This window comes from Lentzea pudingi (genome assembly GCF_014646255.1).
Classification (GTDB): domain Bacteria; phylum Actinomycetota; class Actinomycetes; order Mycobacteriales; family Pseudonocardiaceae; genus Lentzea; species Lentzea pudingi.
Map to the genome: position 1 here is coordinate 123336 of NZ_BMNC01000006.1, position 25968 is coordinate 149303.

At 70.0% G+C, this 25968-nt stretch carries 24 protein-coding genes; 6 read left to right on the forward strand and 18 right to left on the reverse strand.

The features are described from left to right. Positions 1–31: 31 nt before the first annotated feature. Both IEY88_RS22480 and IEY88_RS22485 read left to right on the forward strand, forming a co-directional pair. Positions 32–2557, forward strand: coding sequence for an AfsR/SARP family transcriptional regulator (locus IEY88_RS22480; protein ID WP_189156788.1), 2526 nt, complete (start codon positions 32–34; stop codon positions 2555–2557). Between the two features lie 63 nt (positions 2558–2620). Next, positions 2621–3103, forward strand: coding sequence for a calcium-binding protein (locus tag IEY88_RS22485; protein WP_189156789.1), 483 nt, complete (start codon positions 2621–2623; stop codon positions 3101–3103). Here the strand turns inward: IEY88_RS22485 and IEY88_RS22490 are convergent. The 13 genes from IEY88_RS22490 to pyrR all read right to left on the reverse strand — a co-directional run bounded on the left by IEY88_RS22490 (position 3093) and on the right by pyrR (position 19423). Beyond that, the gene (locus tag IEY88_RS22490) at positions 3093–6038 is read right to left on the reverse strand and encodes an AfsR/SARP family transcriptional regulator (protein WP_189156790.1); all 2946 of its coding nucleotides are present in this window, start codon (positions 6036–6038) and stop codon (positions 3093–3095) included. The genes IEY88_RS22485 and IEY88_RS22490 overlap by 11 nt on opposite strands. 928 nt (positions 6039–6966) lie before the next feature. Next, entirely contained in the window at positions 6967–8169 is a 1203-nt protein-coding gene (gene metK, locus IEY88_RS22495; RefSeq protein ID WP_189156791.1) for a methionine adenosyltransferase, read from the reverse strand. A gap of 37 nt (positions 8170–8206) precedes the next feature. Beyond that, complete coding sequence (gene coaBC / locus IEY88_RS22500) at positions 8207–9457, reverse strand: bifunctional phosphopantothenoylcysteine decarboxylase/phosphopantothenate--cysteine ligase CoaBC (RefSeq protein ID WP_189156792.1); 1251 nt, start codon at positions 9455–9457, stop codon at positions 8207–8209. Beyond that, a complete protein-coding gene (rpoZ, locus tag IEY88_RS22505) occupies positions 9454–9732 on the reverse strand; it encodes a DNA-directed RNA polymerase subunit omega (protein ID WP_045313812.1) in 279 nt (92 codons plus the stop codon). Before rpoZ ends, coaBC begins: the two co-directional genes overlap by 4 nt. Beyond that, on the reverse strand, positions 9729–10331 hold the full coding sequence (gene gmk, locus IEY88_RS22510; protein WP_373294160.1) for a guanylate kinase: 603 nt from the start codon (positions 10329–10331) through the stop codon (positions 9729–9731). The genes rpoZ and gmk overlap by 4 nt, the downstream gene beginning before the upstream one ends. Continuing rightward, on the reverse strand, positions 10328–10645 hold the full coding sequence (gene mihF, locus IEY88_RS22515) for an integration host factor, actinobacterial type (RefSeq protein WP_189157197.1): 318 nt from the start codon (positions 10643–10645) through the stop codon (positions 10328–10330). The genes gmk and mihF overlap by 4 nt, the downstream gene beginning before the upstream one ends. 294 nt (positions 10646–10939) lie before the next feature. Then, entirely contained in the window at positions 10940–11752 is an 813-nt protein-coding gene (pyrF, locus tag IEY88_RS22520) for an orotidine-5'-phosphate decarboxylase (protein ID WP_189156794.1), read from the reverse strand. Beyond that, entirely contained in the window at positions 11749–15051 is a 3303-nt protein-coding gene (carB, locus tag IEY88_RS22525) for a carbamoyl-phosphate synthase large subunit (RefSeq protein ID WP_189156795.1), read from the reverse strand. The genes pyrF and carB overlap by 4 nt, the downstream gene beginning before the upstream one ends. Beyond that, positions 15051–16163 (reverse strand): glutamine-hydrolyzing carbamoyl-phosphate synthase small subunit, encoded by a 1113-nt coding sequence (carA, locus tag IEY88_RS22530; protein ID WP_373294161.1) that lies wholly within the window; start codon positions 16161–16163, stop codon positions 15051–15053. Before carA ends, carB begins: the two co-directional genes overlap by 1 nt. Continuing rightward, a complete protein-coding gene (locus IEY88_RS22535) occupies positions 16160–16648 on the reverse strand; it encodes a PH-like domain-containing protein (protein WP_189156797.1) in 489 nt (162 codons plus the stop codon). Before IEY88_RS22535 ends, carA begins: the two co-directional genes overlap by 4 nt. Then, on the reverse strand, positions 16645–17925 hold the full coding sequence (locus tag IEY88_RS22540) for a dihydroorotase (protein ID WP_189156798.1): 1281 nt from the start codon (positions 17923–17925) through the stop codon (positions 16645–16647). The genes IEY88_RS22535 and IEY88_RS22540 overlap by 4 nt, the downstream gene beginning before the upstream one ends. Further along, positions 17922–18854 carry an aspartate carbamoyltransferase catalytic subunit gene (locus tag IEY88_RS22545; protein ID WP_189156799.1) on the reverse strand — a complete coding sequence of 311 codons (933 nt, stop codon included), beginning with the start codon at positions 18852–18854 and terminating at the stop codon, positions 17922–17924. Before IEY88_RS22545 ends, IEY88_RS22540 begins: the two co-directional genes overlap by 4 nt. Continuing rightward, a complete protein-coding gene (gene pyrR / locus IEY88_RS22550; RefSeq protein WP_089912344.1) occupies positions 18851–19423 on the reverse strand; it encodes a bifunctional pyr operon transcriptional regulator/uracil phosphoribosyltransferase PyrR in 573 nt (190 codons plus the stop codon). The genes IEY88_RS22545 and pyrR overlap by 4 nt, the downstream gene beginning before the upstream one ends. A gap of 257 nt (positions 19424–19680) precedes the next feature. Here pyrR and bldD point away from each other — a divergent pair, with 257 nt between their 5' ends. Beyond that, a complete protein-coding gene (bldD, locus tag IEY88_RS22555) occupies positions 19681–20169 on the forward strand; it encodes a transcriptional regulator BldD (protein WP_030471611.1) in 489 nt (162 codons plus the stop codon). A 98-nt stretch (positions 20170–20267) separates the two neighbouring features. Here the strand turns inward: bldD and IEY88_RS22560 are convergent, their stop codons facing one another. Next, positions 20268–20996 carry a sigma-70 family RNA polymerase sigma factor family protein gene (locus tag IEY88_RS22560; RefSeq protein ID WP_189156800.1) on the reverse strand — a complete coding sequence of 243 codons (729 nt, stop codon included), beginning with the start codon at positions 20994–20996 and terminating at the stop codon, positions 20268–20270. 82 nt (positions 20997–21078) lie between these two features. Then, the gene (locus IEY88_RS22565) at positions 21079–21888 is read right to left on the reverse strand and encodes a sigma-70 family RNA polymerase sigma factor (RefSeq protein ID WP_189156801.1); all 810 of its coding nucleotides are present in this window, start codon (positions 21886–21888) and stop codon (positions 21079–21081) included. Between the two features lie 89 nt (positions 21889–21977). Between IEY88_RS22565 and IEY88_RS22570 the strand changes: the two genes are divergently transcribed. Continuing rightward, positions 21978–22679, forward strand: a complete 702-nt coding sequence (locus IEY88_RS22570; RefSeq protein ID WP_189156802.1) for an SDR family oxidoreductase — start codon at positions 21978–21980, stop codon at positions 22677–22679. Between the two features lie 12 nt (positions 22680–22691). Beyond that, positions 22692–23321, forward strand: a complete 630-nt coding sequence (locus IEY88_RS22575; protein ID WP_189156803.1) for an HD domain-containing protein — start codon at positions 22692–22694, stop codon at positions 23319–23321. A gap of 55 nt (positions 23322–23376) precedes the next feature. Here the strand turns inward: IEY88_RS22575 and nusB are convergent, their stop codons facing one another. Genes nusB through IEY88_RS22590 form a run of 3 tightly spaced genes read right to left on the reverse strand, consistent with a single transcriptional unit; the run spans position 23377 to position 25467 of the window. Next, on the reverse strand, positions 23377–23796 hold the full coding sequence (nusB, locus tag IEY88_RS22580; protein ID WP_189156804.1) for a transcription antitermination factor NusB: 420 nt from the start codon (positions 23794–23796) through the stop codon (positions 23377–23379). Next, positions 23796–24365, reverse strand: coding sequence for an elongation factor P (gene efp, locus IEY88_RS22585; protein WP_189156805.1), 570 nt, complete (start codon positions 24363–24365; stop codon positions 23796–23798). Before efp ends, nusB begins: the two co-directional genes overlap by 1 nt. A 31-nt stretch (positions 24366–24396) precedes the next feature. Beyond that, positions 24397–25467 (reverse strand): M24 family metallopeptidase, encoded by a 1071-nt coding sequence (locus tag IEY88_RS22590; RefSeq protein WP_189156806.1) that lies wholly within the window; start codon positions 25465–25467, stop codon positions 24397–24399. A 35-nt stretch (positions 25468–25502) separates the two neighbouring features. On the opposite strand from IEY88_RS22590, the gene IEY88_RS22595 reads away from it, so the two are divergent. Further along, positions 25503–25913 carry a B-4DMT family transporter gene (locus IEY88_RS22595; RefSeq protein ID WP_189156807.1) on the forward strand — a complete coding sequence of 137 codons (411 nt, stop codon included), beginning with the start codon at positions 25503–25505 and terminating at the stop codon, positions 25911–25913. Positions 25914–25968: the final 55 nt, after the last annotated feature.

The following is a 25968-nucleotide window of genomic DNA, read 5'->3' on the forward strand; positions in this document are numbered from 1 at the left end:
TCAGGGCCGGTCGTAGGAACTCCGCTCGTGCGTGGACCAACTAGACGTCCGCCTGCTCGGACCCCTTGAAGTCACCGGGCCAGGCGGCGTGCTGCGCCTCGCCGGCACGCGCCAGCGCTCCCTCCTGGCGCTGCTGGCGTTGCGCGCACCCTCGGTGCTCCCCGCAACGCGTCTGATCGACGCGTTGTGGGGCACCGAGCCCCCTCTCACGGCGTTGCGGACGCTGCACAGCCACATCGCGCGCGTCCGTTCGGCTCTCGCCGCGATCGACCTTCCGCACGTCCTGGTCACCACCACTGCGGGCTATGCGCTGCAGATCGATCCAACGCACGTCGACGTCACTCGGTTCGAGCGCGCTTCCTCACCTCGTGCGGCACTCACGTTGTGGCGCGGCGACCCCTTGACCGACTGCGCCGTCTCCGAGTGGGCGTCCGCAGAAATCACCCGATTGCATGAAGCACGTCTCGCGGCCGAGGAGGCGTTGGCAGAGCAAGAGATCGGCCGTGGCGCTTACGGAGTCGCCGCCGCACAACTCGAACGGCTCGTCGTCGGTCATCCGTTGCGAGAACGCTTCTGGGAGCTGCTCGCCGATGCACAACTACGTGACGGCCGACGCGCCGATGCGTTGAGCACGGTCCGTCGGGCGCGCAAGGTGCTCGTCGACGAGTTGGGTGTCGATCCCGGACGGGGCCTGCGCGCGGTGGAGGCGGAGGCGCTCGCGTGCCCGCCCCCGGACTCCGGCACGGGGCTGGTCGGACGGCAGCGTGAGACCCAGGACGTCGTGCGGCTGCTGGAGAAGTCACGGCTCGTGACGCTTACAGGACCGGCGGGCTGCGGCAAGTCCCGGCTCGCCCAGCACGTCACGCCGTCGTCCACGGTGGTCGACCTGACGTCCGCGTCGTGCGTCGAGGACGCGGTCGCGGCGGCGTTCGCGATCACCACGCGTGAGCTGAGCACGCTCGGGAACGCGTTGATGGTGCTGGACAACTGCGAGCACCTGAGGGCCGCATGTGCGGCGTTCGTCGAGGCTCACCCACAGCTGCGTGTGCTCGCCACGAGCCGTGAACCCCTTGCTGTGCCAGGCGAAACGGTCTACCCGCTGCCGCCGCTGGCCGTTCCCGACCCGGACGTGCACCGCTCGTTGGCCGAACTGGTCGCCTATGACGCCGTGCGGCTGTTCTTGGACCGTGCGGCACACACGTACACCGACGCCGACGCACCGGCGATCGCCCAGCTCTGCGCGGCGCTCGACGGCCTGCCGCTGGCGCTGGAACTGGCCGCCGCCCGCACCTCCGTCCTCACGCCCGCCCAGATCGTGCGGCGGCTACGCGACCGGTTCGGTCTGCTGGGACCGTTGCGGGCCGCGATCGCGTGGAGCCACGACCTGCTGACGTCGTCGGAACGCACGCTGTTCGCCGATCTCGCGGTGTGCGCGGGCGGGTTTCCTGCGGACCTGGTGGAGGCGCTGGGCAGTTCGCTCGACGCGCTGACCGGACTGGTGGCGAAGTCGCTCGTGCGGGTGTCCCGGGTGGCGGGCGAGACCCGTTTCTCCATGCTGGAAACCGTTCATGCGTTCGCGATGGAGCAAGACTCTTCCGCTCACGAGCGTGCCGCCGACTTCTTCTTATGTCTGGCCGAATGCGCCGAGGCCGACCCCACAGGCACGTTGCTCAACGAGTTACGTGTGGAGCACGCGAACCTGAGACGCACCATGGACTGGTTCATGTCGACCGGTGACGCGGGCAAGATCCTGCGTCTGGTGGTGGCGTTGACCCGCTACTGGCACCGCACCGGCAACTACGATGAGGGCCGGCGGTGGCTGACTGTGGCACTGGAAGGCTCAGGACCGTTGCGTGGCAAGGCTTTGGCGTCGGCGGCGTCGCTGGCCCTGCTGGAGTGCGACTACCCCGAAGCGGTGCGCTATGCTCAAGATGGATTGAAGACCGATCCATCTCTGGCCGGAAGGCTGCACCGGCTGCTCGGCTCGGTCGCGCGAGAACGCGGACATTACGAAGCTGCGCTCCACCATTACCAAGAGGCTGCGTGCGCCTCGAACCCGATGGACGCCGCCTACGCCCGGCAACTCGCGGGCGCCACGTCCTGGCTGGCCGGTGATCTCGTGGTGGCCGAGGCCGACCTTCAGGCCTCACTGAAGTCACTGCGCGAACTGGGCGACCGGCGCGGTGCCACGTCGTCGCTCGCCTACCTCGGTGCCGTCGCCTGGTACCGCGGCGATGCCGCGCGGGCGCGCGCGATACTCGACGAAGCGCTGGACACGTTCGGGGAACTCGAGTTCAAGGAGGGCATCGCCTGGGCACTGAACCTGCTCGGTGTGGTCGAACAGGGCACCGGCAACCCGCGGGTCGCGCGGCCGTTGCTGGAGCGCAGTCTCACGCTGCACCGCGAACTGGGCGACCGCTGGCGTGAGGCGAGCGTCCTGGAGGCACTCGCCCGCTCGACGGGCCGGCGGGAGCTGCTGAGCGAGGCCGCGGCGATCCGGGCCAGGATCGACGCGCCGGTGCCGACCGTCGAACAGGACATGGCGCGCTCTGGTTAGCGTTCGGGCAACGCCCCGTTGTCACTCTCTCCTCAGGCAAGAAACCGAAGAGGGGAAACGACAATGAGACTGCGCATCGCCGCCGCCGCGCTCGCCATCGGACTGTGCACCGCCGGTGTCGCCCAGGCGGACGACGTCCCGCCGGAGTTCCAGAACAGACCACCCCTGGCGGCCTGCTACAACGCCGTGCCCACGATCGTCGGGGCGGGCTTCATCACCGGCGGCCCCGGGGCGGACGTGATCCTCGGCAGCAACGGGCCGGACGTGATCGTCGGCCTGGGAGGCAACGACATCATCATCGGTCTCGGCGCCGACGACGTGATCGCCGGCGGTCCCGGCAACGACCTGATCTGCGCCGGCTGGGGCGACGACAAGGTCGACGGCGGTCTGCACCACGACACCGTCCACGGCGAGCCCGGCAACGACAAGATGCTCGGCGGTGACGGGATGGACCTGCTGTCGGGCGAACTGAACTTCGACGAGGGCGACGGCGAGGCGGGGTTCGACTTCTGCACGGCGTCCACCGAGGTCCAGATTAGCTGCTAACGGCCGCTTGACGCAACAGGATCTCCGTGGCGGGGTCGGGGCTGATCCCGATCTGCCGCAACGAGTCCAGCACGCGCGCACGCGTCCTCACCATCCTGTGTGGATTGCGTGCGCGCACTGCCGCGGCGAGCGCGAGCCGGTGCCCGCGCGGTTCGAACGGCTCCAGCTCCAAGGCGCGTTCCGCGAGTTGGTGGGCCTCGGCCGGATCTCCCGTGACGAGCCTCAGTTCGCCCAGCGTCAACAGGTTCCGCACGTGCCTGGTCCTGATGTCGGTGATCTCGGCCTCGCACAGGTCGGTCAGGTCCGGGAGCGGCTCGCCTCGCCACAGCGCCACGGCGTCGTCGGCGCCCGACTCCTGGAACGACCACAGGTCCACCGTCAGCTGGTCGCTCCGGACGAGCCGGATCGTCTCGCTGTCGCTGCGCAGGAAGTAACTGGCCTCGCCACCCGCGCGGCCCGGTTCCAGCAACCGCCTGAGGTGCGTCATCGTGACGCGCAGGTTCCGGGCGGCGCTGGCGGCGTCGAGTTCGGGCCACAGCAGATCCATCGCCCGCTCGCGGGACAGCGAGGCGCGCAACGTGAGAAGGCCGAGGAGCTGCCGGACGCGTGCCCTGCGCAGTTCGGGTGCGTCGGTCGCGACGCCGTTCCTCGTGACGCGCATCGGCCCGATGACCTCGATGCCGATGGGGTGGTCCGGTGGCGCGGGCACGGTGGCGAGGAGTCTGGCTGCGCCGGCGGCGAGGTCCGGATCCCTGGCGAGCTCGCGGAACTGGCGGTGCACGGCCGTTCCGACCCGGTCGGCGAGCCAGGTGCCCAAGTGCGTGCTGCCCGCTGCCGCCTGCCTCGCGGCGAGTTCGGCGGACCACGGCAACGGCAGGAAGCACAGCGCGTGTGCTGCGGGCAGGTCTTTCCGCAGATCGCCGTTCCTCGCGTCGAGGAGCGCGCGCCCGGCGGCTCGTGCCTTGCGGTGCGATGGCCCCAGATCGGTGTTGTCCCACCGTTCTCTGAGTTCGTCGCTGAGCACGTACCCGAGCGTGAGGAACCGGCGCAGGTGCCGTTCGGCGAGCGTGATCTCCAGCGGCCACCGGTCCAAGTGCTGCTTGTAGAGGTCGCGGGCCAGGTCTTCCTCCCCGCGCGTGACGGCCGCCGCGGCTTGCGCGGCACACGCCAGCACCGCGTCACGCGGGTTGTCCTGCTCCGCCGGCAGCTCCGGCCCGGACTCACCGAACGACGCCGCGATGACCGCGTGGATGGCGCGCGCCACGAACTCGTCGCGAGCCGTGCTGTCCGTGCCGTCTCCTTGGAACCCAACGGCTTCCCCGTCGAACCAGCGCGCCGTCGCGGCATGACGACGTGCCAAGTCGTTCGCGAGCATCCGTTCGGCGAGTTCGGCCGCTTCTCTCCCCCGCCCGCACATGGCCAGGCAATGCACGTGAAACCTGATCGTGGACACCGCAAGCGCTTGGGGCACAGCGGTCACGGGCGCCTGGACGAGATGCGTGAGCGCCGCCTCGGGGTCGCCGGCGAGTTCGGCGACCACCGCGGCGACGCTGTGCTGGAGCACCTTCAGCACCGGCGACTGCGCGTCGAGCCGTTGGGCCCGTTGGGCGACAGCGGCCAGCCGGACCAGATCACCCCGGGAGTGCGCGGTGATCACAGCCTGCCCGAGCGCCACCGCCGCACTCTCGTGGTCACCGGCATCGAGCATCAGCGCGCACGCCCGGTCGACCAGGCAGTCGATCGAGGGATCGGTGAAGTCGTTGGCGTGCACCACCGCGGCCTTCAACAACAGGAACGCCGCCTCTTGCTCGTGCCGCACAGGAACCGCTTTGAGCCACTTCTGAGCCGTGGCGCTCGGCAGGACCGACAGCGTGGTCCGCACGAGCTCGACCGCGAGCGCGGCGAGCAACGCCCAGTCCCCGGCACGACACGCGACCCGCCCAGCCGCAGCCAGATCCCCGCGCCCGGTGAGCACCTCGACGGCCCTGCCCCGCAGATGACCGGTGGACACGAGACCCGCCCACAGGTCGTGGGCCCGGTAGCGCCCGTCGTCGAGCCGGTCGACCAGCGGAACCTCCCGCGTGAGGTGTTCCAGGTCGGTGCACTCCCCCGCCACCACGCGGACCTCCTCGGCCGTCGCGGACCCGAGGACGACCAGCGCGGCCAACGAGGTGCGCGTCCGCTCGGGCAGCCGGCTCAGCACTTCCTCGGCGGCGTAACGCCACGACGCGGCCGGACCGGCCGTGAGCGACAACCGGACGAGTGCCGGCCACCCCTGCAGGTCCTCGGTCAGCTCACGCCCGAGCTTGCGGGCCAGTGCGGACGTCTCGGCACCGGTGAACGCCAGGTCCTTCGTCCCGATGACCGCCACCTCCCCCGCCGCCTGCCTCCGAGCCAGCGGAAGGGCGGGCGTCGAGCGCCCGGACAGCACGAGGTGCGCGGTGTCGGGCAGGGCACGCGCGACCTGCGCGAGCAACTCCGCGCCCGGCGACCCGTCCGGCACCTCGTGGACGTCGTCGAGCAGCAGGCACACGTCCAGCGGAGCCTTGCCCCGCAACGCCGCGAGGACCTCACGCGTTTCGCCCCCAAAGCTCGGGTGTCCGAGGGCGCTCAGAATCGCCGCCGCCAAGCGGGCAGCGTCCTCGTGGCCAGGACCGCACGTCACCCAGGCGTCGATGCCGCGCGGCGCCAGGAGGTTCGCACGGACGGCCTGCGCCAGCGCCGTGGTCTTGCCGAAGCCGGGACCGGCGGTGACCAGCGTGACCGGGCGGGACCAGCGGGTGCCGAGGCGGTCGACCAGACGCAGCCGGGGCAGCTCGACGTCGAGCGGGCGCGGTACCGCGCGCGGACCGGTCGTGTTGTCCCCCACGGTGGGCGGAGGTGCGCGGAGGGCCGGAAATACGCGCCCGGCAGGCTTGCGCAGGGGTACCCCCAAGCCGGGAACCCCTACATCTCACCGTACTCAGCGGGTCCGACAAGATCGGCGGACGCGGACGGCCCGCAGGTCAGGCGGTGCGGACCCGGCGGTGCGGACCCTGCGGACCCGGCGGTGCGGGCCCTGCGGACCCGGCGGTGCGGGCCAGGCGGCGCAGGTCAGGCGGCGCGGGCCTAGCGGCACGGGTCAGGCCGCGCGGATCTAGCGGCGCAGGTCAGGCGGTGCGGATCTGGCGGTGCGGGCCTAGCGGCACGGGTAAGGCGGCACGGGCCTGGCGGTGCGGGCCCAGCGGCACGGGTCAGGCGGCACGGGCCTAGCGGCACGGGCCTGGCGGTGCGGACCCAGCGGCACGGACCTAGCGGCGCAGGTCGGCGGCGCGGACCTAGCGGGCGCAGGCAGGCGGCGCGGGCCTGGCGGGCGCAGGTCAGGCCGCGCAGGTCAGGCCGCGCGAGCCAGGCCGCGCGAGCCAGGCGACGCGGGCCACGGCTCGGCGGTGAGCTGGGCGCTGGGTGGCGAGGGCTTTGGGCAGTGACGAAGCCGTTCAGGTCGGTTCGGCGCGATCGTCGGCCTTCCCAGCCGGGTGCGGTGGGGCCCGCCTGTCCGGCCACGTGCGGTGAGGTCCGCCCTGTGGGGCCAGCTGTGGTGAGAGGCCCGCCTCGTGCGGCCACGTGCGGTAAGGCCGCCTTGTGCGGCCAGGTGCGATCAGGCCAGGCCAGCGGGCCCCGGACAACCTTCATCGGCTGTGGCGGCTGGGCGGCGCGGCGTCCTAACCACGCCCAGTCAGATCGGCGGGCAAAGACCATCGCCGGCCAGCGTTCGAGCTGTCGGGCGGCGCATCGCGTTCAGCAGTGACGACCGTGGTCGATGCCGGACGCGGAACGGCCCGCCTCCCCTGGAGGGAGGCGGGCCGTTCGGGACTGCGGAGCGGTCAGGCGCCGGCGGCGTTGCGCAGGGCCTCGGCGCGGTCCGTCGACTCCCAGGGGAGGTCGACGTCGGTGCGGCCGAAGTGGCCGTATGCGGCGGTCGGGGCGTAGATCGGGCGGAGCAGGTCGAGGTCGCGGATGATCGCGGCGGGCCTGAGGTCGAAGACCTCGCTGATGGCCTGCTGGATCTTCTGCGGGTCTACGGTCTCGGTGCCGAAGGTCTCGACGAACAGGCCCACGGGGGCTGCCTTGCCGATGGCGTAGGCGACCTGGACCTCGACGCGGGTGGCGAGGCCTGCGGCGACGGTGTTCTTCGCCACCCAGCGCATCGCGTAGGCGGCGGAGCGGTCGACCTTCGACGGGTCCTTGCCGGAGAAGGCGCCGCCGCCGTGGCGGGCCATGCCGCCGTAGGTGTCGACGATGATCTTGCGGCCGGTGAGGCCCGCGTCGCCCATCGGGCCGCCGATGACGAAGCGGCCGGTCGGGTTGGTGAGCAGGCGGACGTCCGAGGTGTCGAGGGTGAGCTCGGCCAGTTCGGGGGCCACGACGTGCTCGCGCAGGTCGACGCCGAGGAGCTTGTCGAGGTCGATGCCGTCGGCATGCTGGGTGCTGATGACGATGGTGTCGAGACGCACGGGCTGGTCGCCCGCGTACTCGATGGTGACCTGCGTCTTGCCGTCCGGGCGCAGGTACGGGGCGGTGCCGTCCTTGCGGATCGCGGTCAGGCGGCGCGAGAGGCGGTGGGCCAGCGCGATCGGCAGCGGCATGAGCTCGGGCGTGTCGGTGCACGCGTAGCCGAACATCAGGCCCTGGTCGCCGGCGCCCTGCTTGTCGATCTCGTCGGCGGCACCTTCGACGCGGTTCTCGAAGGCGGTGTCGACGCCCTGCGCGATGTCCGCGGACTGCGCGCCGATGGCGACGTTCACGCCACAGGAGTTGCCGTCGAAGCCCTTCTGCGACGAGTCGTAGCCGATCTCGAGGATCTTCTCGCGGACGATCGTGGGGATGTCCGCGTACGCCTCGGTGGTGACCTCACCCGCGACGTGGACCTGGCCGGTGGTGATGAGCGTTTCCACGGCGACGCGGGAACGGGGGTCCTTCGCCAGCAACGCGTCCAGGATCGAGTCGCTGATCGCGTCGCAGATCTTGTCGGGGTGTCCCTCGGTCACCGACTCACTCGTGAATAGCCTGCTGCCGTGCTGGCTCACGGACACTCCTTCGTTGCTGGTTGGACTTGGGAAAATACTACTGAGACCACGTCAAGCGAGCGGTAACCGCGTCCCACACGGCGGACGCCACTTGTGTCTTGGGGCCGTGGGGTATAGGCGTCTCGGCGCCGTCCGGGGACAGCAGCCAGCCGGCGTTGTCGTCCTGCTCGAACGCCTTGCCGTCGCCGACCGCGTTCAGGACCAGGAGGTCGCACCCCTTGCGGCGCAGCTTCGCCCGCCCGTAGTCGAGCACCGACGTCGTCTCGTCGCCGGTCTCCGCGGCGAACCCGACGATCAGCTGGCCGCTCCTACGTGCGGAAACGAGCTCCACGAGGATGTCGGGGTTCTTCGTCAGCGCGATCGGGTCCGGGTCGCCGTCGGTCTTCTTGATCTTGTGTCCGGTGAGGGACGACGGCCGGAAGTCGGCCACCGCGGCGGCCATCACGACCACGTCCGCGTCGGCCGCGACCTTGTGCATGGCGTCGCGCAGCTCCACCGCCGAGCCGACCTTCACGAGGTCGACACCCGCCGGCGTGCTGAGGTCCGCCGTGTTCCCGGCGACCAAGGTCACGCGTGCGCCACGCTGGGCTGCCACCCTGGCGAGTGCGTATCCCTGCTTGCCGGACGACCGGTTGCCGATGAACCGCACCGGGTCGAGTGGTTCCCGCGTGCCGCCCGCGGAGATCGCGACGTGCACGCCCTCCAGTGTCCGCGCGAGCGCGTCGCGGCGCACCAGCAGCAGCCGGGCCAGCTCGACGATCTCGGCCGGATCGGGCAGCCGGCCCTTGCCGGTGTCCTTGCCGGTGAGACGGCCAGAGGCCGGCTCGGCGACGATGACACCGCGTGACCGCAGCAACGCCACGTTGTGCTGGGTGGCCGGGTGCTCCCACATCTCCGTGTGCATCGCCGGCACCAGCAGGACCGGGCAGCGCGCGGTCAGCAGGGTGGTCGTCAGAAGATCGTCCGCTAGGCCGTGCGCGGCCTTCGCGATGAGGTTCGCCGTCGCCGGGGCGACCACGACGAGGTCGGCGTTCTGCCCGAGCTTGACGTGCGGCACCTCGTGCACGTCGTCGAACGGGTCCGCGGACACGACCTGGCCGGACAGCGCCTCGAACGTGGCGGCTCCCACGAACTTCAACGCCCCCTCGGTGGGGACGACCCGCACGGAGTGACCGGACTCGGTCAGCCGGCGCAGGACCTCACAGGCCTTGTACGCGGCGATGCCCCCGCCGACCCCAAGAACGACCTTGGGGCGAACAGGGGCATCAGCGTCAGATGACGCCGTCACTCGCCCTCGGTGTGCTCGAGAAGGCCAGCGTGGATCTCGCGGAGCGCGATCGACAGAGGCTTCTCACGCGGGCCCGGCTCGACGAGCGGGCCGACGTACTCGAGCAGGCCCTCGCCGAGCTGCGCGTAGTAGTCGTTGATCTGGCGGGCACGCTTCGCGGCGTAGATCACCAACGCGTACTTCGAGCTCACCTGCTCAAGCAGGTCGTCGATCGGCGGGTTGGTGATGCCCTCCGGAGAACCGGTCAGGTGACCGAGCTCGGTGTGGGTGATCACTCGCATACTCCTGAAATTCGTGGTCCGACCATCAAGGATAGCAAGTCGGCTGCGGCCGACTTCACGTCGGCGTTCACGACGACCTCGTCGAACTCCTTCTCGGCCGCCAGCTCCTCGCGAGCGATGACGAGCCGGCGTTCGACGACGTCCGGGTGTTCGGTGCCCCTGCCGGTCAGCCGGTCGACCAGGTGCTCCCAGGACGGGGGCATGAGCATGACCAGCTGGGCTTGCGGCATCGCCTCGCGGACCTGCCGCGCGCCCTGCAGTTCGATCTCGAGCAGGGCGGGACGGCCGGAGGCCAGAGCTTCTTCGACGGGCCTGCGAGGGGTTCCGTAGCGGTTTCCGGCGAAGTCGGCGTGTTCGAGGAACTCGCCGTCGGCGACCATCTGCTGGAACTTCTCGTGGTCCACGAAGTGGTAGTGCACTCCGTCGACCTCGCCCGGCCTCGGCGTCCTGGTGGTCACCGAGACGGAAAAGTAGACGTCGGGCTGCTGCCTGCGCAGCTCCGCCAGGACGCTGGACTTGCCAACGCCGGACGGCCCGGACAAGACGGTGAGGCGGGAACGGGCAGCACCCGTCCCCGCCTCGGTGCCAATCACTCTCCGCTGAACTCGGAAAGCAGGGCCTTGCGCTGGCGGTCACCGAGACCGCGCAGGCGACGGCTGGGAGCGATCTCGAGGCGCTCCATGATCTGCTGCGCACGCACCTTGCCGACGCCCGGGAGGGCCTCGAGGAGCGCGGACACCTTCATCTTGCCAAGGATCTCATCGCTCTCGGCGGACTTCAGCACTTCCGTCAGGGTCGTGCCGCCACGCTTGAGGCGCTCCTTGAGCTCAGCCCGGACGCGACGAGCGGCAGCAGCCTTCTCCAGCGCTGCGGCCCGCTGCTCCTCGGTAAGCTGGGGAAGAGCCACGATTTCCTCCGTGGTGTGGATTCTTTTCGGATCGGTGCCGCGAACATACCGACCGCAATTGCCTGAGTACAACGTGACCCAGTCAGGTAAATCCTCAGCGGTCATGAGTGAAGCGGCGGGTGGTAGTAGTACCAAACCATCCGGCGGCCTGATCACCGCCACCGGCAACTCGTCGCACACCCTAGGTGTGCTATGAGGCCGGTGACCAGCGGGGCAGCCGGTGGCGTGGACCCTACCAACACATGTTTGCCCAGGTGAGCGCACCACACCCGAAAAGGCGTGGCGCGCCCTGCCTCAGAGGCTGTCCTGCACGCTCCGCACGGCCCTGACCAGCGAAGACACGTCCGGGCCATGTTTGAGAACATCTCGTGAAGAAGCTGGAAAGACGTTGCGCATGTCGGGTCCGAAGAGCCGTTTCAGATCGGCCACCGAGCCGCCCTGAGCGCCGAAACCGGGCGCCAGGATCGGTCCGTTGAACCCTCCGAGGTCCACATCCGTTTCCCCGATCGTGGCACCCACGACAAGACCCACATCGCCGCACGGGGAAATGCCTGAATTTCGAGCGGCGGCGAAATCGATGATCGTCTGTGCCGCGGTTCGCCCGTCTGGAGCAACCGCTCGCTGGACCTGCGCGCCCTCCGGGTTCGACGTCAGGGCGAGCACGAACACGCCCCGGCCCGTCTCCCGCGCCGTGTCCAGCGCGGGCTGCAGCGACCCGAAACCGAGGAACGGGGAGACCGTGACGGCGTCACCGGCGAGCGGTGAGCCGTCGCCCAGGTACGCCTGCGCGTAGGCGGCCATGGTCGAGCCGATGTCGCCGCGCTTGGCGTCCACGAGCACCAGCGTGCCCGAGTCGCGCAGCTCCGCGATCACCCGCTCCAGCACGGCGACGCCCCGCGACCCGTGGGCCTCGAAGAACGCCGCCTGCGGCTTCACCATGGACACCTTGCCGCCGAACGCCTCCACGGCCGTCAGCGCGAACCGTTCGAGGCCCTCGGCGGTCCTGGACAGGCCCCAGGCGTCGAGCAGGCTCGGGTGCGGGTCGATGCCGACGCACAGAGGCCCGTGCGCCCCAACGGCTTTCTCGAGCTTCTCGCCGAACGTCACGCGTCACCCCGCAGTGCCGCCTGGAGCGCCTGGAGCGGCTGGACCCCGATGTCACCCCGGATGAGCGCCTCGATGCCGTGCACGGCCGCGGCAGCGCCCTGGATCGTGGTCACACAGGGGATGTCCTTGGCCACGGCGGCGGTGCGGATCTCGTAACCGTCCACACGGGGACCGCTGTTGCCGTACGGGGTGTTGAAGATCATGTCGATCTCGCCGTTGAGGATCATGTCGACGACGTTGCCCTCGCCCTCGAAGTGCTTGCGCACCTCGGTGCACGCGATCCCGTTGCGCTTGAGCACCTCCGCCGTGCCCGAGGTCGCCAGGATCTGGAACCCGAGGTCGGCGAGCCGCTTGACCGGGAAGATCATCGCGCGCTTGTCGCGGTTCGCGAACGACACGAACACCTTGCCGGAGGTCGGAAGCGAGCCGTACGAGGCCGTCTGCGACTTCGCGAACGCCTTGCCGAACGACGAGTCGATGCCCATGACCTCGCCGGTGGACTTCATCTCCGGGCCCAGCAACGAGTCGACGCCGTGGCCCTCGGGGGTGCGGAAGCGGTGGAACTGCATGACCGCCTCCTTCACCGCGACCGGCGCGTGCTCGGGCAGCCGGGCACCGTCACCGGTGGCCGGCAGGATGCCCTCCACGCGCAGCTCCGCGATCGTGGCGCCGAGCATGACGCGGGACGCGGCCTTCGCCATCGACACCGCCGTCGCCTTGGACACGAACGGCACCGTGCGCGACGCACGCGGGTTCGCCTCCAGGACGTACAGCACGTCGTCCTTCAACGCGTACTGGACGTTCAGGAGCCCCTTCACGCCGATGCCCTTCGCGATGGCCTCGGTGGAGCGGCGGACGTTCTCGATGTCCGACGCGCCCAGGGTGATCGGCGGCAGCGCGCACGACGAGTCGCCGGAGTGCACACCGGCTTCCTCGATGTGTTCCATCACGCCGCCGATGAACACCTCCTCGCCGTCGCACAGCGCGTCGACGTCGATCTCGATGGCGTCGTCGAGGAACCGGTCGACCAGCACCGGGTGCTCGGGCGTCACCTCGGTCGCGCGGGCGATGTAGCCCGACAGCGAATCCTCGTCGTACACGATCTCCATGCCGCGCCCGCCGAGCACGTAGGAGGGGCGCACGAGGACCGGGTAGCCGATCTCGTCCGCGATCTCCTTCGCCTCGCCGAACGACGTGGCCGTGCCGAACTTCGGCGCGGGCAGCCCGGCCTCGGTCAGCACCTTGCCGAACTGGCCGCGGTCCTCGGCGAGGTGGATCGCCTCGGGCGTGGTGCCCACGACGGGCACGCCGGCGTCGGCCAGGCGCTTCGCGAGACCCAGCGGCGTCTGGCCGCCCAGCTGCACGATCACGCCCGCCACGGTGCCGGAGCGCTGCTCGGAGTGCACGACCTCCAGCACGTCCTCGAACGTCAGCGGCTCGAAGTACAGGCGGTCCGAGGTGTCGTAGTCCGTCGACACCGTCTCCGGGTTGCAGTTGACCATCACGGTCTCGTACCCGGCCGCCCGCAACGCCATCGCCGCGTGCACGCACGAGTAGTCGAACTCGATGCCCTGGCCGATGCGGTTCGGACCGGAGCCCAGGATCAGCACCTTCGGCTTCTCCCGCTGCTCCGCCACCTCGGTCTCGGCGTTCGGGTCCAGCTCGTACGCGGAGTAGTGGTACGGCGTCTCGGACTTGAACTCCGCCGCGCACGTGTCGACCGTCTTGTAGACCGGACGCACGCCCAGGCGGTGCCGCAACCTGCGCACGCCGTCCTCACCGGCCAGCTCGGACCGCAGCACCGCGATCTGCCGGTCGGAGAGCCCAGCGCGCTTCGCCTTGCGCAGCAACGACTCGTCGAGCACGGGAGCGTCCAGGAGCTCCTGCCGCAACGTGCCGAGCCACGCGATCTGCTCGATGAACCACGGGTCGATCTTCGACGCGTTGTACACGTCCTCAATGGACGCACCGAGCCGAAGAGCACGCTCGACCGTGTAGAGGCGGCCGTCGTGGCCACGCTCCAACTGCTTCAGGGTCGACTCGAGAGTAGCGCCCTCGGGGTCGGGCTGCGTCCAGAAACCGACCGATTTCGTTTCCAGCGAACGCAGCGCCTTGCCCAGCGCCTCCACGAAGTTCCGGCCGATCGACATGGCCTCGCCGACCGACTTCATCGTGGTCGTCAGCGTCGGGTCCGCACCGGGGAACTTCTCGAACGCGAACCGCGGCGCCTTCACGACGACGTAGTCGAGCGAGGGCTCGAACGACGCCGGGGTCTCCCCCGTGATGTCGTTGGTGATCTCGTCGAGCGTGTAGCCGATGGCGAGCTTCGCGGCGATCTTGGCGATCGGGAAGCCCGTCGCCTTGGACGCCAGCGCCGACGACCGCGACACGCGCGGGTTCATCTCGATGACGACCATGCGGCCGTTCTCCGGGTGGATCGCGAACTGGATGTTGCAGCCACCGGTGTCGACGCCGACCTCGCGGATGACCTGGATGCCGACGTCGCGCATGTGCTGGTACTCGCGGTCGGTCAGCGTCATCGCCGGCGCGACCGTCACCGAGTCACCGGTGTGCACGCCCATCGGGTCGATGTTCTCGATCGAGCAGATGACGACCACGTTGTCGTTGCGGTCGCGCATGAGCTCGAGCTCGTACTCCTTCCACCCGAGCACGCTCTCCTCGATGAGCACCTCGGTGACCGGGGACTCATCGAGGCCGATCGCGGCGAGGCGCTCCAGTTCGTCGGGCGTGTACGCCATGCCGGAACCCAGGCCGCCCATGGTGAACGACGGCCGGATGACGACCGGCAGGCCGAGGTCGGCGACGGTCTTGCGGACCTCGTCCATCGTCTTGCAGACGGCCGAACGCGGGACCTCGGAACCGATGCCGCGCACCAGGTCCTTGAAGATCTGCCGGTCCTCGCCGCGCTGGATGGCGTCGATGTCCGCGCCGATCAGCTCGACGTTGTACTTCTCCAGCACACCGCGCTCGTGCAGCGCGATGGCCGTGTTGAGCGCCGTCTGGCCGCCCAGCGTCGCCAGGATCGCGTCGGGGCGCTCCTGCGCGATGACCTTCTCCACAAACTCGGCCGTGATCGGCTCGATGTAGGTGGCGTCGGCGAACTCGGGGTCGGTCATGATCGTCGCCGGGTTGGAGTTCACCAGGCTGACCCGGATGCCCTCCTCGCGCAGCACCCGGCACGCCTGGGTGCCGGAGTAGTCGAACTCGCAGGCCTGACCGATGACGATCGGGCCGGAGCCGATGACCAGGATGTGCTTGAGATCAGTCCTCTTCGGCATCAGCGGGCCTCATTCATCATGGTCACGAAGTCGTCGAACAGGGGCGCGGCGTCGTGCGGGCCCGCCGCGGCCTCGGGGTGGTACTGCACGGAGAACGCCGGCGCGTCGAGCAGCCGGACGCCCTCGACGGTGCCGTCGTTCGGGCAGTAGTGCGACAGCACGGCGCGGCCGAACTCCGAGGAGAACTCCTCGCCCGGCGTGCCCTCCAGCGCGAACCCGTGGTTCTGCGAGGTGATGGCGACCTTGCCGGTGGTCACGTCGATGACCGGGATGTTGATGCCGCGGTGGCCGTAGCGCATCTTGTAGGTCCCGCGGCCGACCGCGCGGCCCAGGATCTGGTTGCCGAAGCAGATGCCGAACAGCGGCAGCTTGCGGCCCAGCGCCTCACGGGTCAGCGCGATGGCGTGGTCCTGCGTGGCCGGGTCGCCGGGGCCGTTCGAGAGGAACAGGCCGTCCGGGCTCGTCGCGAGGATCTCGTCGAACGAGCTGGTCAGCGGCAGCACGTGCACCTCGATGCCGCGCGCCGCCATCATCCGCGGGGTGTTCGACTTGATGCCCAGGTCGAGCGCCGCGACGGTGAACTTCTTCTCACCGATCGCCTCGACCACGTAGGGCTTCGGCGTGGTGACGTCGACCGCGAGGTTCGCGCCGACCATCTGCGCCGACGCCTTGACCTGCTCGACCATCGACGCGTCGTCGGTGAGGTCGGCACCGGAGAACACCCCGGCGCGCATCGCGCCCTGCTCGCGGATGTGGCGGGTCAGCGTGCGGGTGTCGAGGCCCGCGATGCCGACGACGCCCTGGTTCGCCAGTTCCTCGTCGAGACCACGCTTCGAGCGCCAGTTCGACGGCGTGCGCGCGGGGTCGCGGACCACGTAGCCGGCGACCCAGATCTTCGAGGACTCGTCGTCCTCGTCGTTCCAGCCGGTGTTGCCGATCTGCGGCGCGGTCTGCACCACGATCTGGCGGTGGTAGGACGGGTCGGTCAGGGTTTCCTGGTACCCGGTCATGGCCGTGGAGAACACGACCTCGCCGAGCGAGACGCCGGTCGCTCCGTACGCCTCACCGCGGAAGACACGTCCGTCTTCCAGCACCAATGCCGCGTTCGTCACGCCTTGCCTCCCACGAGAGCTGCTACCCATTCCTCATAAACGTCCTTGTCGTCACCGCGGAAACCGGTGTCGAACAAGTGGCCTTCGTTCTCCCACTGGACCACCAGCACGCCTTCCTCGCTGAACATGACCTTCCCGGCGAGGCCGCGGTCCGTGCGGGCGTCCCGGATGGACTCGGCGGGGATGAACAGCGGCGACGCGCCGGTCCGTTCGATCGCGATGCCCTCCGGCACGAGGCTCAGCGTCGCCTCGGCGCGGTGGCCGATGTCGCCGACCTGGATGCGGTCCTGCCAGTTGCCCGCGTTCGTCGTTCCGATGTAGACGCCCGTGGTCGCGAGCCTCGCCGCGCCGAGCTTCTCCGGTGTCGACGGGAACGCGGGCAGATCGGCCTGCTTGCGCTGGCGTCGCCTCCAGCCGTGCCACATGCCGTAGACGCACAGGGCGAAGAAGACGAAAACCGCCAGGGACAGGAGGATGCGCGTCATTCCGCAATCCTCCCCGCCACCGCGGTCACCCGGCCACGCAAGATGGTGGCCGTCACCGCGGCGGGCAGCTCCATGCCCTCGAACGGGGTGTTGCCCGCGATGCTCGCGAGTTGCGCGCCGTTCACCGTCCACGACGCGTCCGGGTCGACCAGCACGAGGTTCGCGGGCTCGCCGACCGCGATCGGACGGCCCTGGTCGGTCAGGCCGGCGATCTCGGCGGGCTTCTCGCTCATCACGCGGGCGACGCCGCGCCAGTCCAGCAGACCCGTCTTCACCATCGTCTCGACGACGATGCCGAGGGCGGTCTGCAGGCCGAGCATGCCCGGACGGGCCGCCGACCACTCGCAGTCCTTGTCCTGCACGGCGTGCGGGGCGTGGTCCGTGGCGACGCAGTCGATCGTGCCGTCGGCCAGCGCCTGGCGCAGCGCGTCGACGTCGGCCTGGGTGCGCAGCGGCGGGTTGACCTTGTTGACCGGGTCGTAGGTGGCGAGCCGGTCGTCGGTCAGGACCAGGTGGTGCGGGGTGACCTCGGCGCTGACCTCGGTGCCGCGCGCCTTGGCCCACTTCAGGACGTCCGCCGTGCCGGTGGTGCTGACGTGGCAGACGTGCAGCCTCGCGCCGACCTGCTTCGCGAGGATGCAGTCACGGGCGACGATCGACTCCTCGGCCGCCGCGGGCCAGCCCTGCAGGCCGAGCCGGGACGCGTTCTCGCCCTCGTGCGCCTGGGCACCGACCGTGAGCCGCGGTTCCTCGGCGTGCTGGGCGATCACGGCGTTGAGCGACTTGGAGTACTCGAGCGCGCGCCGCATGATCAACGGGTCGTGCACGCAGTGGCCGTCGTCGGAGAAGACCCTGACGCGTGCCTTGGAGTTCGCCATCGTGCCGAGCTCGGCGAGCTTCTCGCCCTTCAGGCCGACCGTGACGGCGCCGACCGGGTGGACGTCGACGAGGCCGACCTCCTGGCCGCGGCGGGCGACGTGCTCGACGATGACGGCGTTGTCGGCGACGGGATCGGTGTTGGCCATGGCGAAAACGGCCGTGTAACCGCCGAGAGCGGCGGCCTTGGAACCCGTTTCGATGGTCTCGGTGTCCTCGCGGCCGGGTTCCCGCAGGTGGGTGTGCAGGTCGACGAAGCCGGGCAGCAGAACCGCGCCGTTGCCTTCGACGACCTCCGCGTTCTCGTCCGTGCCCTCGGCGATGACGCCGTCACGGATCAAGATGTCTTGCGGTTCCCCCTCGCCATAGGGCCGAACTCCCTTGAGCAGCAAGGGCTTCACGCGTTTTCCTCCTCGTGGGCGAGCAAGTGGTACAGCACGGCCATGCGCACGTGGACACCGTTGCGGACCTGCTCGGTGATGGCGGCCTGCGGGCTGTCGGCGACGACGGAGGCGATCTCCATGCCGCGCAGCATCGGGCCGGGGTGCAGCACGACGGCGTGCTCGGGGAGCAGCTTCAGACGCCGCTCGTTGAGGCCGTACGCGATCGAGTACTCGCGCGAGCTCGGGAAGAACCCGCCGGTCATCCGCTCGGCCTGCACGCGCAGCAACATCACCGCGTCCTGCGAGGCGAGCTGCGAGTCGATCTCGTGCGAGACCGTGACCGGCCAGTTCTCGACGCCGGTGGGCAGCAGGGTCGGCGGGGCGACCAGCGTGACCTCGGCACCGAGCGTGGTGAGCAGGTGCACGTTCGACCGGGCGACGCGGCTGTGCAGCACGTCGCCGACGATCGCGACGCGGCGGCCGTCGAGGCTGCCCAGGCGGTCGCGCAGCGTGGCGGCGTCGAGCAACGCCTGCGTGGGGTGCTCGTGCATGCCGTCGCCGGCGTTCACCACGGACGTGTTCGTGTGCTTGAGCCAGCCCGCGAGCCGGTGGGCCGCACCGGACGCCGGGTGGCGCACGATCACGCAGTCGGCACCCGCGGCCTGCAGGGTCAGGGCGGTGTCGCGAAGACTTTCGCCCTTGCTGACGCTGGAACCGGAGCTGCTGACGTTGATCACGTCCGCGGACATCCACTTGCCGGCGATCTCGAAGCTGACGCGGGTGCGGGTGCTGTTCTCGTAGAACATCGTGATCACCGTGCGGCCGCGCAGCGTCGGCAGCTTGCGGACCTCGCGGCCGAGCAGCGCCTGCTTCAGCCGGTCCGCGGTGTCGAGGATCGCGATCGCCTGGTCGCGGTCGAGGCCGTCGGTGGAGAGCAGGTGCTTCACTTCAGCACCACTCCGTCGCGGCCGTCGAACTCCTCGAGCATCACGACGACGTCCTCGGTCTTGGACGTCGGCAGGTTCTTGCCCACGTAGTCCGCGCGGATCGGCAGCTCGCGGTGGCCCCGGTCGACCAGCACGGCGAGCTGGACGGCGCGGGGCCGGCCGTGGTCGCGCAGGGCGTCGAGGGCGGAGCGGATCGTGCGACCGGAGAACAACACGTCGTCGACGAGCACGACCAGCTTGTCGTCGATGCCGCCCTCGGGCAGCTTCGTCGCCTCCAGGGGCCTGGTGGGGCCTCGGCGCAGGTCGTCGCGGTAGAGGGTGATGTCGAGCGTGCCCTCGTGCACCGTCCGGCCGGAAAATTCGGCGATCTTAGCGGCTAGACGTCGGGCGAGGGGGGCTCCCCGGCTGGGAATACCCATCAAGACGACGTCGGGTGCGCTGGGTGCATCGAGAGCGGTCTTCTCGATGATCTGATGGGCCATTCGGGCGACAGTGCGCGCGACGTCACCGGCCGAGAGAATCTCGCGATCCCCGGCCGGATCCGTCGCGCCACGTTGACGTGACGCCACGGCTGGACCTCCTTCCCCGCCTCACTGGACGGGTCCTTAAAGGACGTCGGACACCTAGTTACAACTAGGCTGACCTGCACCGTATCACCTACGGACGGTCAACCATCCGAGTGGTAGGCCAGGCGTGGCGCGCGTCTCTCCCCGAGATCAGCTTGACCTGTCGACCACGGCGAGTAATCATTACTCTGCGTATCGATCTAAGCCTCCCCGCAGCACGCGCGTACTGCTGACGGGGCGAATGAACGGAGAACCGCCACATGGGCGACTACGCCAAGGCGCTGGGGGCCAAGCTCCGCGCTATCCGCCAGCAGCAGGGTCTGTCCCTGCACGGCGTCGAGCAGAAGTCCGGCGGTCGCTGGAAGGCCGTGGTCGTCGGCTCCTACGAGCGCGGTGACCGCGCGGTGACCGTGCAGAAGCTGGCCGAGCTGGCCGACTTCTACGGCGTTCCCGTCGCCGAGCTCCTGCCCGAGGGCCGCGTGCCCTCCGGTGCCGAGCCGGCCACCAAGATCGTGATCAACCTCGAACGGCTGCAGCAGCTGCCGGTCGAGAAGGTCGGCCCGCTGGCCCGCTACGCCGCCACCATCCAGTCGCAGCGCGGTGACTACAACGGCAAGGTCCTCTCCATCCGCACCGAGGACCTGCGTTCGCTCGCGATCATCTACGACATGACGCCGGGCGAGCTCACCGAGCAGCTCATCGACTGGGGCGTGCTGCCTCCCGAGGCCCGTCCCGCCAAGGAAGACTGAGCTCCGCTTCCGCCTTGGAGCAGTGGCTCCGCCGACGTCCTGCCAGTCGCCCTGAGGACGCCGGGGGAGCCATTGCTGCTTTCTGCTGACGCTCCGTGTCAGCGCGGTGCCACGAGCCGGCGGACGTGCTCCCGGTCCGTGATCGCGTGGATGGCGGCGATCCGGCTCTCGCGCACCGTGAACGCCACCAGCAGGACCGGCTGACCGTCCACCCTCGACACCAGACCGGCCTCACCGCCAACGACAGCGGGTTCCACGCACGGCGCCGCCTGCAGCACCGACGCCTTGGGGGCGACCAGGCCGGCACCGCGCAGCCAGATCTCCTCGGAGCGCAGCGTCACGCCGGCGTCCAGCACGTCCTCCCCCGCGAGGAACGCGTCGACGACCACGCGCTGCCCGGCCAGGTCCACATCGGACACCGGTCTGTCCGCCACCCGCCTGCGCGCCCGTGACTCGACCTGCGACGCGCCCAGCGGCGTGCGCCCGATCAGCGGCGCCACCTGCTCGAACGACTCCTCGAACATGTCGTGCAGCACGTACGCGACGCGTTCGTCGGGGGTCAGCGCGTCGAGTGCGGTCAGCACGCCGAGACCGGGTTCGTCGTTCGGCTCACCGCTCACGACCGGATCGGGCATCTGGAAGCCGTTGCGCGCCCGCACGCGGAGCATCGTGAGGCTCACCCGCGCGACCACCGTGCTCAGCCAGCCCGGCTCCCCGCTCTTCTCGGTCTTGCGGCTCGCCTCCCGCACCGCGTCCGCGGCGTCGGCGAACCGCCCGAGCATCCGGTAGGCCAGCCTGGTGCCCTGGTCCCACTCCCCGGTCATCATCGGGTCCCCCTCACGTCGAGCGCCCACCTCCACTAGACACCTGGCGGGCGTTCGACGTGACCAGTGACGCCAGTGGTATTGCTCACGGCACGAGAGCGGCGAGTTGCTCTTTGTCCTGGATCACGTGGATCGCGGCGATCTGCCCGTCGCGCACGGTGAAGGCCATGATCGAGAACGGCGCGCCGTCCACCCACGTGATGAAACCGGTCTCTCCGCCGATGACCACGAACTCGACGGACGTGCGTGCGGCGAACCGGCGGAACAGGCTCGCCCGGCCGGCGACGTTCCGGCCGCCGATGACCTCCAGGGCGCCCGCGCGCAGCACGGCGTCCGGGTGCAGCACCGCGACCAGGCCTTCCAGGTCACCTTCCCGCGACGCCTTGATGAACGCCCGCACCACCTCGCGCTGCTTCGGCAGGTCGACGTTCGGCTGCGGCCGGTCCTGCACGCGCTTGCGTGCGCGCGACGCCAGCTGACGGGCCGTGGCCGGGGTCTTCTCGATCAACGGCGCGATGTCGTCGAACGGCACGGCGAACATGTCGTGCAGCACGAACGCCAGCCGTTCGTCCGGCTTCAGCGAGTCCAGCACGATCAGCATCGCGAGCCCGACCTGGTCCTTCGCGACGGCCTGCTGCTCGGGCTCCTCCCCCGTCTCGATCACGGGATCGGGCATCTCGAACGCGTGCTCCCGCCTGTCCCGCAACATGTTCAGGCACACCCGCCCGACGACGGTGGTGAGCCACGCGGCCGGGTTGTCGACCTCCGCGGTGTCCGCGCGTTCGACGCGCAGCCAGGCGTCCTGCAGCGCGTCGTCGGCCTCGGCGAACGACCCGAGCATGCGGTGGGCGATGGCGCGCAACCGCGTGCGCTCCTGCTCGAACTGCGCGATCAAAGCTTCCCCCTGTGGCCTGGCACACAGCCTGTCACGTTCCTGAGCGCTGCCGGGTCGAGCGGGCAACGGACTCAATCGGGAGGGTAATCATGAAGATCGTCGTCACGGGCGGAACCGGCACTCTGGGCAAGCACGTCGTCCCCCTGCTGCGCGCGGCCGGAGCGGACGTGACGGTGCTGAGCCGCCACGGCGACATCGCCTGCGACCTGCTCGGCGAGGTCCCGGCGATCGAGGCCGACGTCGTGGTGCACCTCGCGGGCGGGCAGAAGGGGGACGACGTCGCGACCCGCAACCTGCTGGCGGCCTGCCGCGGCGTCCGGCACCTCGTGCACATCTCGGTGATCGGCGCCGACACCGTGCCGTTGGCATGGTTGCGCACGAAGCTCGCCTGCGAGGATGCGGTCGAGGCGTCGGGCATCCCGTTCACGATCCTGCGGGCCGCCCAGTTCCACGACCTGACGCTGAGCATGGTGCGCGGCCTCGCGAAGCTCCCGGTCGTGCCGGTGCCGGGGATGCGGTTGCAGCCCGTTGACGCCCGTGACGTGGCCCTCCGCCTCGCCGAACTGGCTCTGGGACAGCCCGCCGGTCGCGTGGCGGACCTCGCCGGGCCCGCGGTGTACGAGATGAGGCAGCTCGTGCGGGACTACCTGACGACCTCGGGCAAGCACCGGCTGACGGTGCCGGTGCGGCTGCCGGGCAAGGCGGGGAAGGCCTACCGGGGTGGGCAGAACCTGGCCCTGGACGGCGACCGCGGCACTCACACGTGGGAGGAGTTCCTGGCGAGCCGGTAGCATCCTGGCAACGTGACAGGACTTCTCGCTGATCAGAACCCGTTGCCGTCCGGTGTGGACTCCCGGCTGCGCGAGCACCTCACGTTCCTCATCGAGGTCGACCGGCTCAAGACCGTGCTGCGCGCGTCCCCTCTCGCGGCGGCGGACAGGCGTGAGAACGACGCGGAGCACTCGTGGCACCTCGCGCTGATGGTCATGACGCTCGCGGAGTACGCCGACGAACCGATCGACGTCGGCCACACGATGAAGCTCGTGGTGGTGCACGACCTCGTCGAGATCTACGCCGGTGACACGCCGATCTACGACACCGCGCTGGGCGAGAGCCAGCAGGAACGCGAGGAGGCGGCCGCCGACCGGTTGTTCGGCATCCTGCCGCCGGACGCGGGCCGGACGTTGCGGGCGCTGTGGGACGAGTTCGAGGCGCGGCAGACGCCCGAGGCGCGGTTCGCGAAAGCCATGGACCGGCTGCAGCCGTTGCTGCTCAACTGGATGGCGAAGGGCGGGACGTGGAGGACGCCGGGCGTGAGGGCTCAGGACGTCCGCGCTCGCAAGGCCGTGATCGGCGAGGGGTCGACGAAGCTCTGGGAAGCGGCGCTGGAGCTGATCGACGAGGGCGAGCGACGGGGCTGGGCGCGCGGCTGAACGCGCAACGGCCGCCCACCCCCAGGGGGCAGGCGGCCGCCAGGCGGATCAGGAACTAGAGGACGGCGCGCAGCTGGTCCGCGATGACCGCGATCCGGCCGAGCACACCGTTCACGAACCGCGGCGAGTCGTCCGTGGACAGGCCCTTGGCGAGTTCCACGGCCTCGTCGATCGCCACCGCGTCCGGCACGTCGGCCGCCCACAGCAGCTCGTACAGGCCGAGGCGCAGGATCGCGCGGTCGACCGCCGGCATGCGCTGCAGGGTCCAGCCCTCGGCGTGTTCCGAGATGAGGTCGTCGATGCGCGAGCGGTGCGCGGTGACGCCCTCGACCAGGGAGACGGTGTAGTCGTTGATCGGCGGGACGTCCGGGGACCCGACGCGCGAGGCCAGCAACGTCACGGCGTCGCTGCCGAGCAGATCGGCTTCGTAGAGGAAGTCGACCGCGCGCTTGCGGGCCTTGCTCCGAGCACCCATCAGGACTTGTCGCTGATGCGGCCGAGGTAGCGGCCGTCGCGGGTGTCGACCTTGATCTTCTCGCCGGTCGTGACGAACAGCGGGACCTGGATCTCGGCGCCGGTCTCGAGGCGGGCGGGCTTGGTGCCACCCGTGGAGCGGTCGCCCTGCAGGCCGGGGTCGGTGTGCTCGATGACCAGCTCGACCGAGGTCGGGAGCTCGACGAACAGCGGGACGCCCTCGTGCGTCGCGACCATCGCCTCCTGGTTCTCCAGGAGGTAGTTCGCGGCGTCACTGACCGTCTCGGCCGGAACCGGGATCTGGTCGTAGGTGTCACCGTCCATGAAGATGAAGTCGGTGCCTTCCTTGTACAGGTAGGTCATGCCGCGCTTGTCCACGGTGGCGGTCTCGACCTTGGTGCCCGCGTTGAAGGTCTTGTCGACGACCTTCCCGGTCAGCACGTGCTTGAGGGTCGTGCGCACGAAGGCGCCACCCTTGCCGGGCTTGACGTGCTGGAACGCGGTGACGGTCCAGAGCTGGCCGTCGAGGTTCAGCACCAGGCCGTTCTTCAGGTCGTTCGTGGTGGCCACGGTGGGATTTCTCCTGTGTAGGACGGGGGTGTCAGACGACCACGAGTTCTTTCGTGGTCAGGGTGAGGAGCTCCGGCCCGCTTTCGCGCACCACGAGGGTGTCCTCGATGCGGACCCCGCCCCGCCCCGACAAGTAGACGCCGGGCTCGACGGTGACCGCCATACCGGCCGAAAGTGTACCGGCACCCGCCTTCGACAACGCCGGTGCCTCGTGGATCTCCAGCCCGACCCCGTGGCCCAGGCCGTGCAGGAACTCGTTCCCGTGCCCGGCCTTCTCGATCACCTCGCGCGACGCGTGGTCGACGTCGCTCACCCGCGCGCCGGGCGTGAGGGCGCCCCGTCCCGCCGCCTGCGACCGCGCGACCAGGTCGTACAGGTCGCGCTGCCAGTCCGCGGGCCTGCCGAGCACGAGCGTGCGGGTCATGTCGGAGTGGTAGCCGTCGACGAGCGCGCCGAAGTCGAGCTTGATGAGGTCGCCGGTGCGCAACGTCGCGTCCGTCGGCGAGTGGTGGGGCACGGCCGAGTTCGCGCCGAACGCCACGATCGAGGAGAACGACGGCCCCTCGGCGCCGTGGTCGAGCATGCGGCTCTCCAGCTCGCGCGCGACCTCGCGTTCGGTCCGGCCCGCGCGCAGGCCGCCGTGCCCGATCAACGCGGCGAGCGCGCGGTCGGCCGCCGCGCACGCCATCCGCAGCGCCTCGATCTCGACCTCGTCCTTGACCAGCCGCAGCTTCTCGACCAGGCCACCGGCCTTGTGCAGCTCGGCCTTGCCGGCGGCCGCGGTCAGCTCGTCCAGGCCGTCGACCGTGACGTGGTGGCTCTCGAACCCGAGCCTGCCCTTCGCCCTGGCCGCGAGCGCGGTGTCGCACGGCCGGTCGATCAGCCGCTCCAGGTCCGGCACCTGCTTCGCCGACTGGGTGAGGTAACGGCCGTCCGTGCAGAACACGTCGTCGCCGTCCGCGCCGATGATCACGGCGGCGTTCGATCCGGTGAACCCGGTGAGGTACCGGACGTTCAGCAGGTTCGTCACGAGCAGCGCGTCCAGGTTCGTGGCCTGGAGCTCCTGGCGCAATGCGGTTCGGCGTGCGGCGTACGACGACATGTCTCGCAGCGTACGGCCAGTCCTAAGCTGTCCGCATGAGTCCTTGGTTCGTCCGTGCGTTGTGGATGGGGCTCCTGCACGGAGCCGTGCAGACCGGCGTGGCGGCGGTGAGCGTGCGCAGCCCCGAGGCCTCGTCGATCCGCCCGATCGCTCTGGGACTGCTGATCGTCGCCGCGGTGCTCTGGGGCGCGGTCGACACGCTGCGCGAGCTGGAGGGGCGCGGCATGCAGTGGTTCATCGCGTCGCTGATCGCCGGTCCGTTCGCCGGAGCCCTGGGCGTCATCGGGTCGGCGTTGCTGGTCGACCAGACCGGGCAGGAGGCGCTGTGGGTCGCGCTGACGGGCGGGGCGGCGTTCACGGCGTTGCTCGTGCTCGCCCCCGCTGGCCTGGGGATGCTGCTGGGCGGGTTCCTGGCGAAGAAGGACCCGGCTAGTCCGACGAGCTGACGGTGAGCAGGTAGCGCGCCGTCGTGCGGAAGTCGCCCGACTCCCCCGCACCACC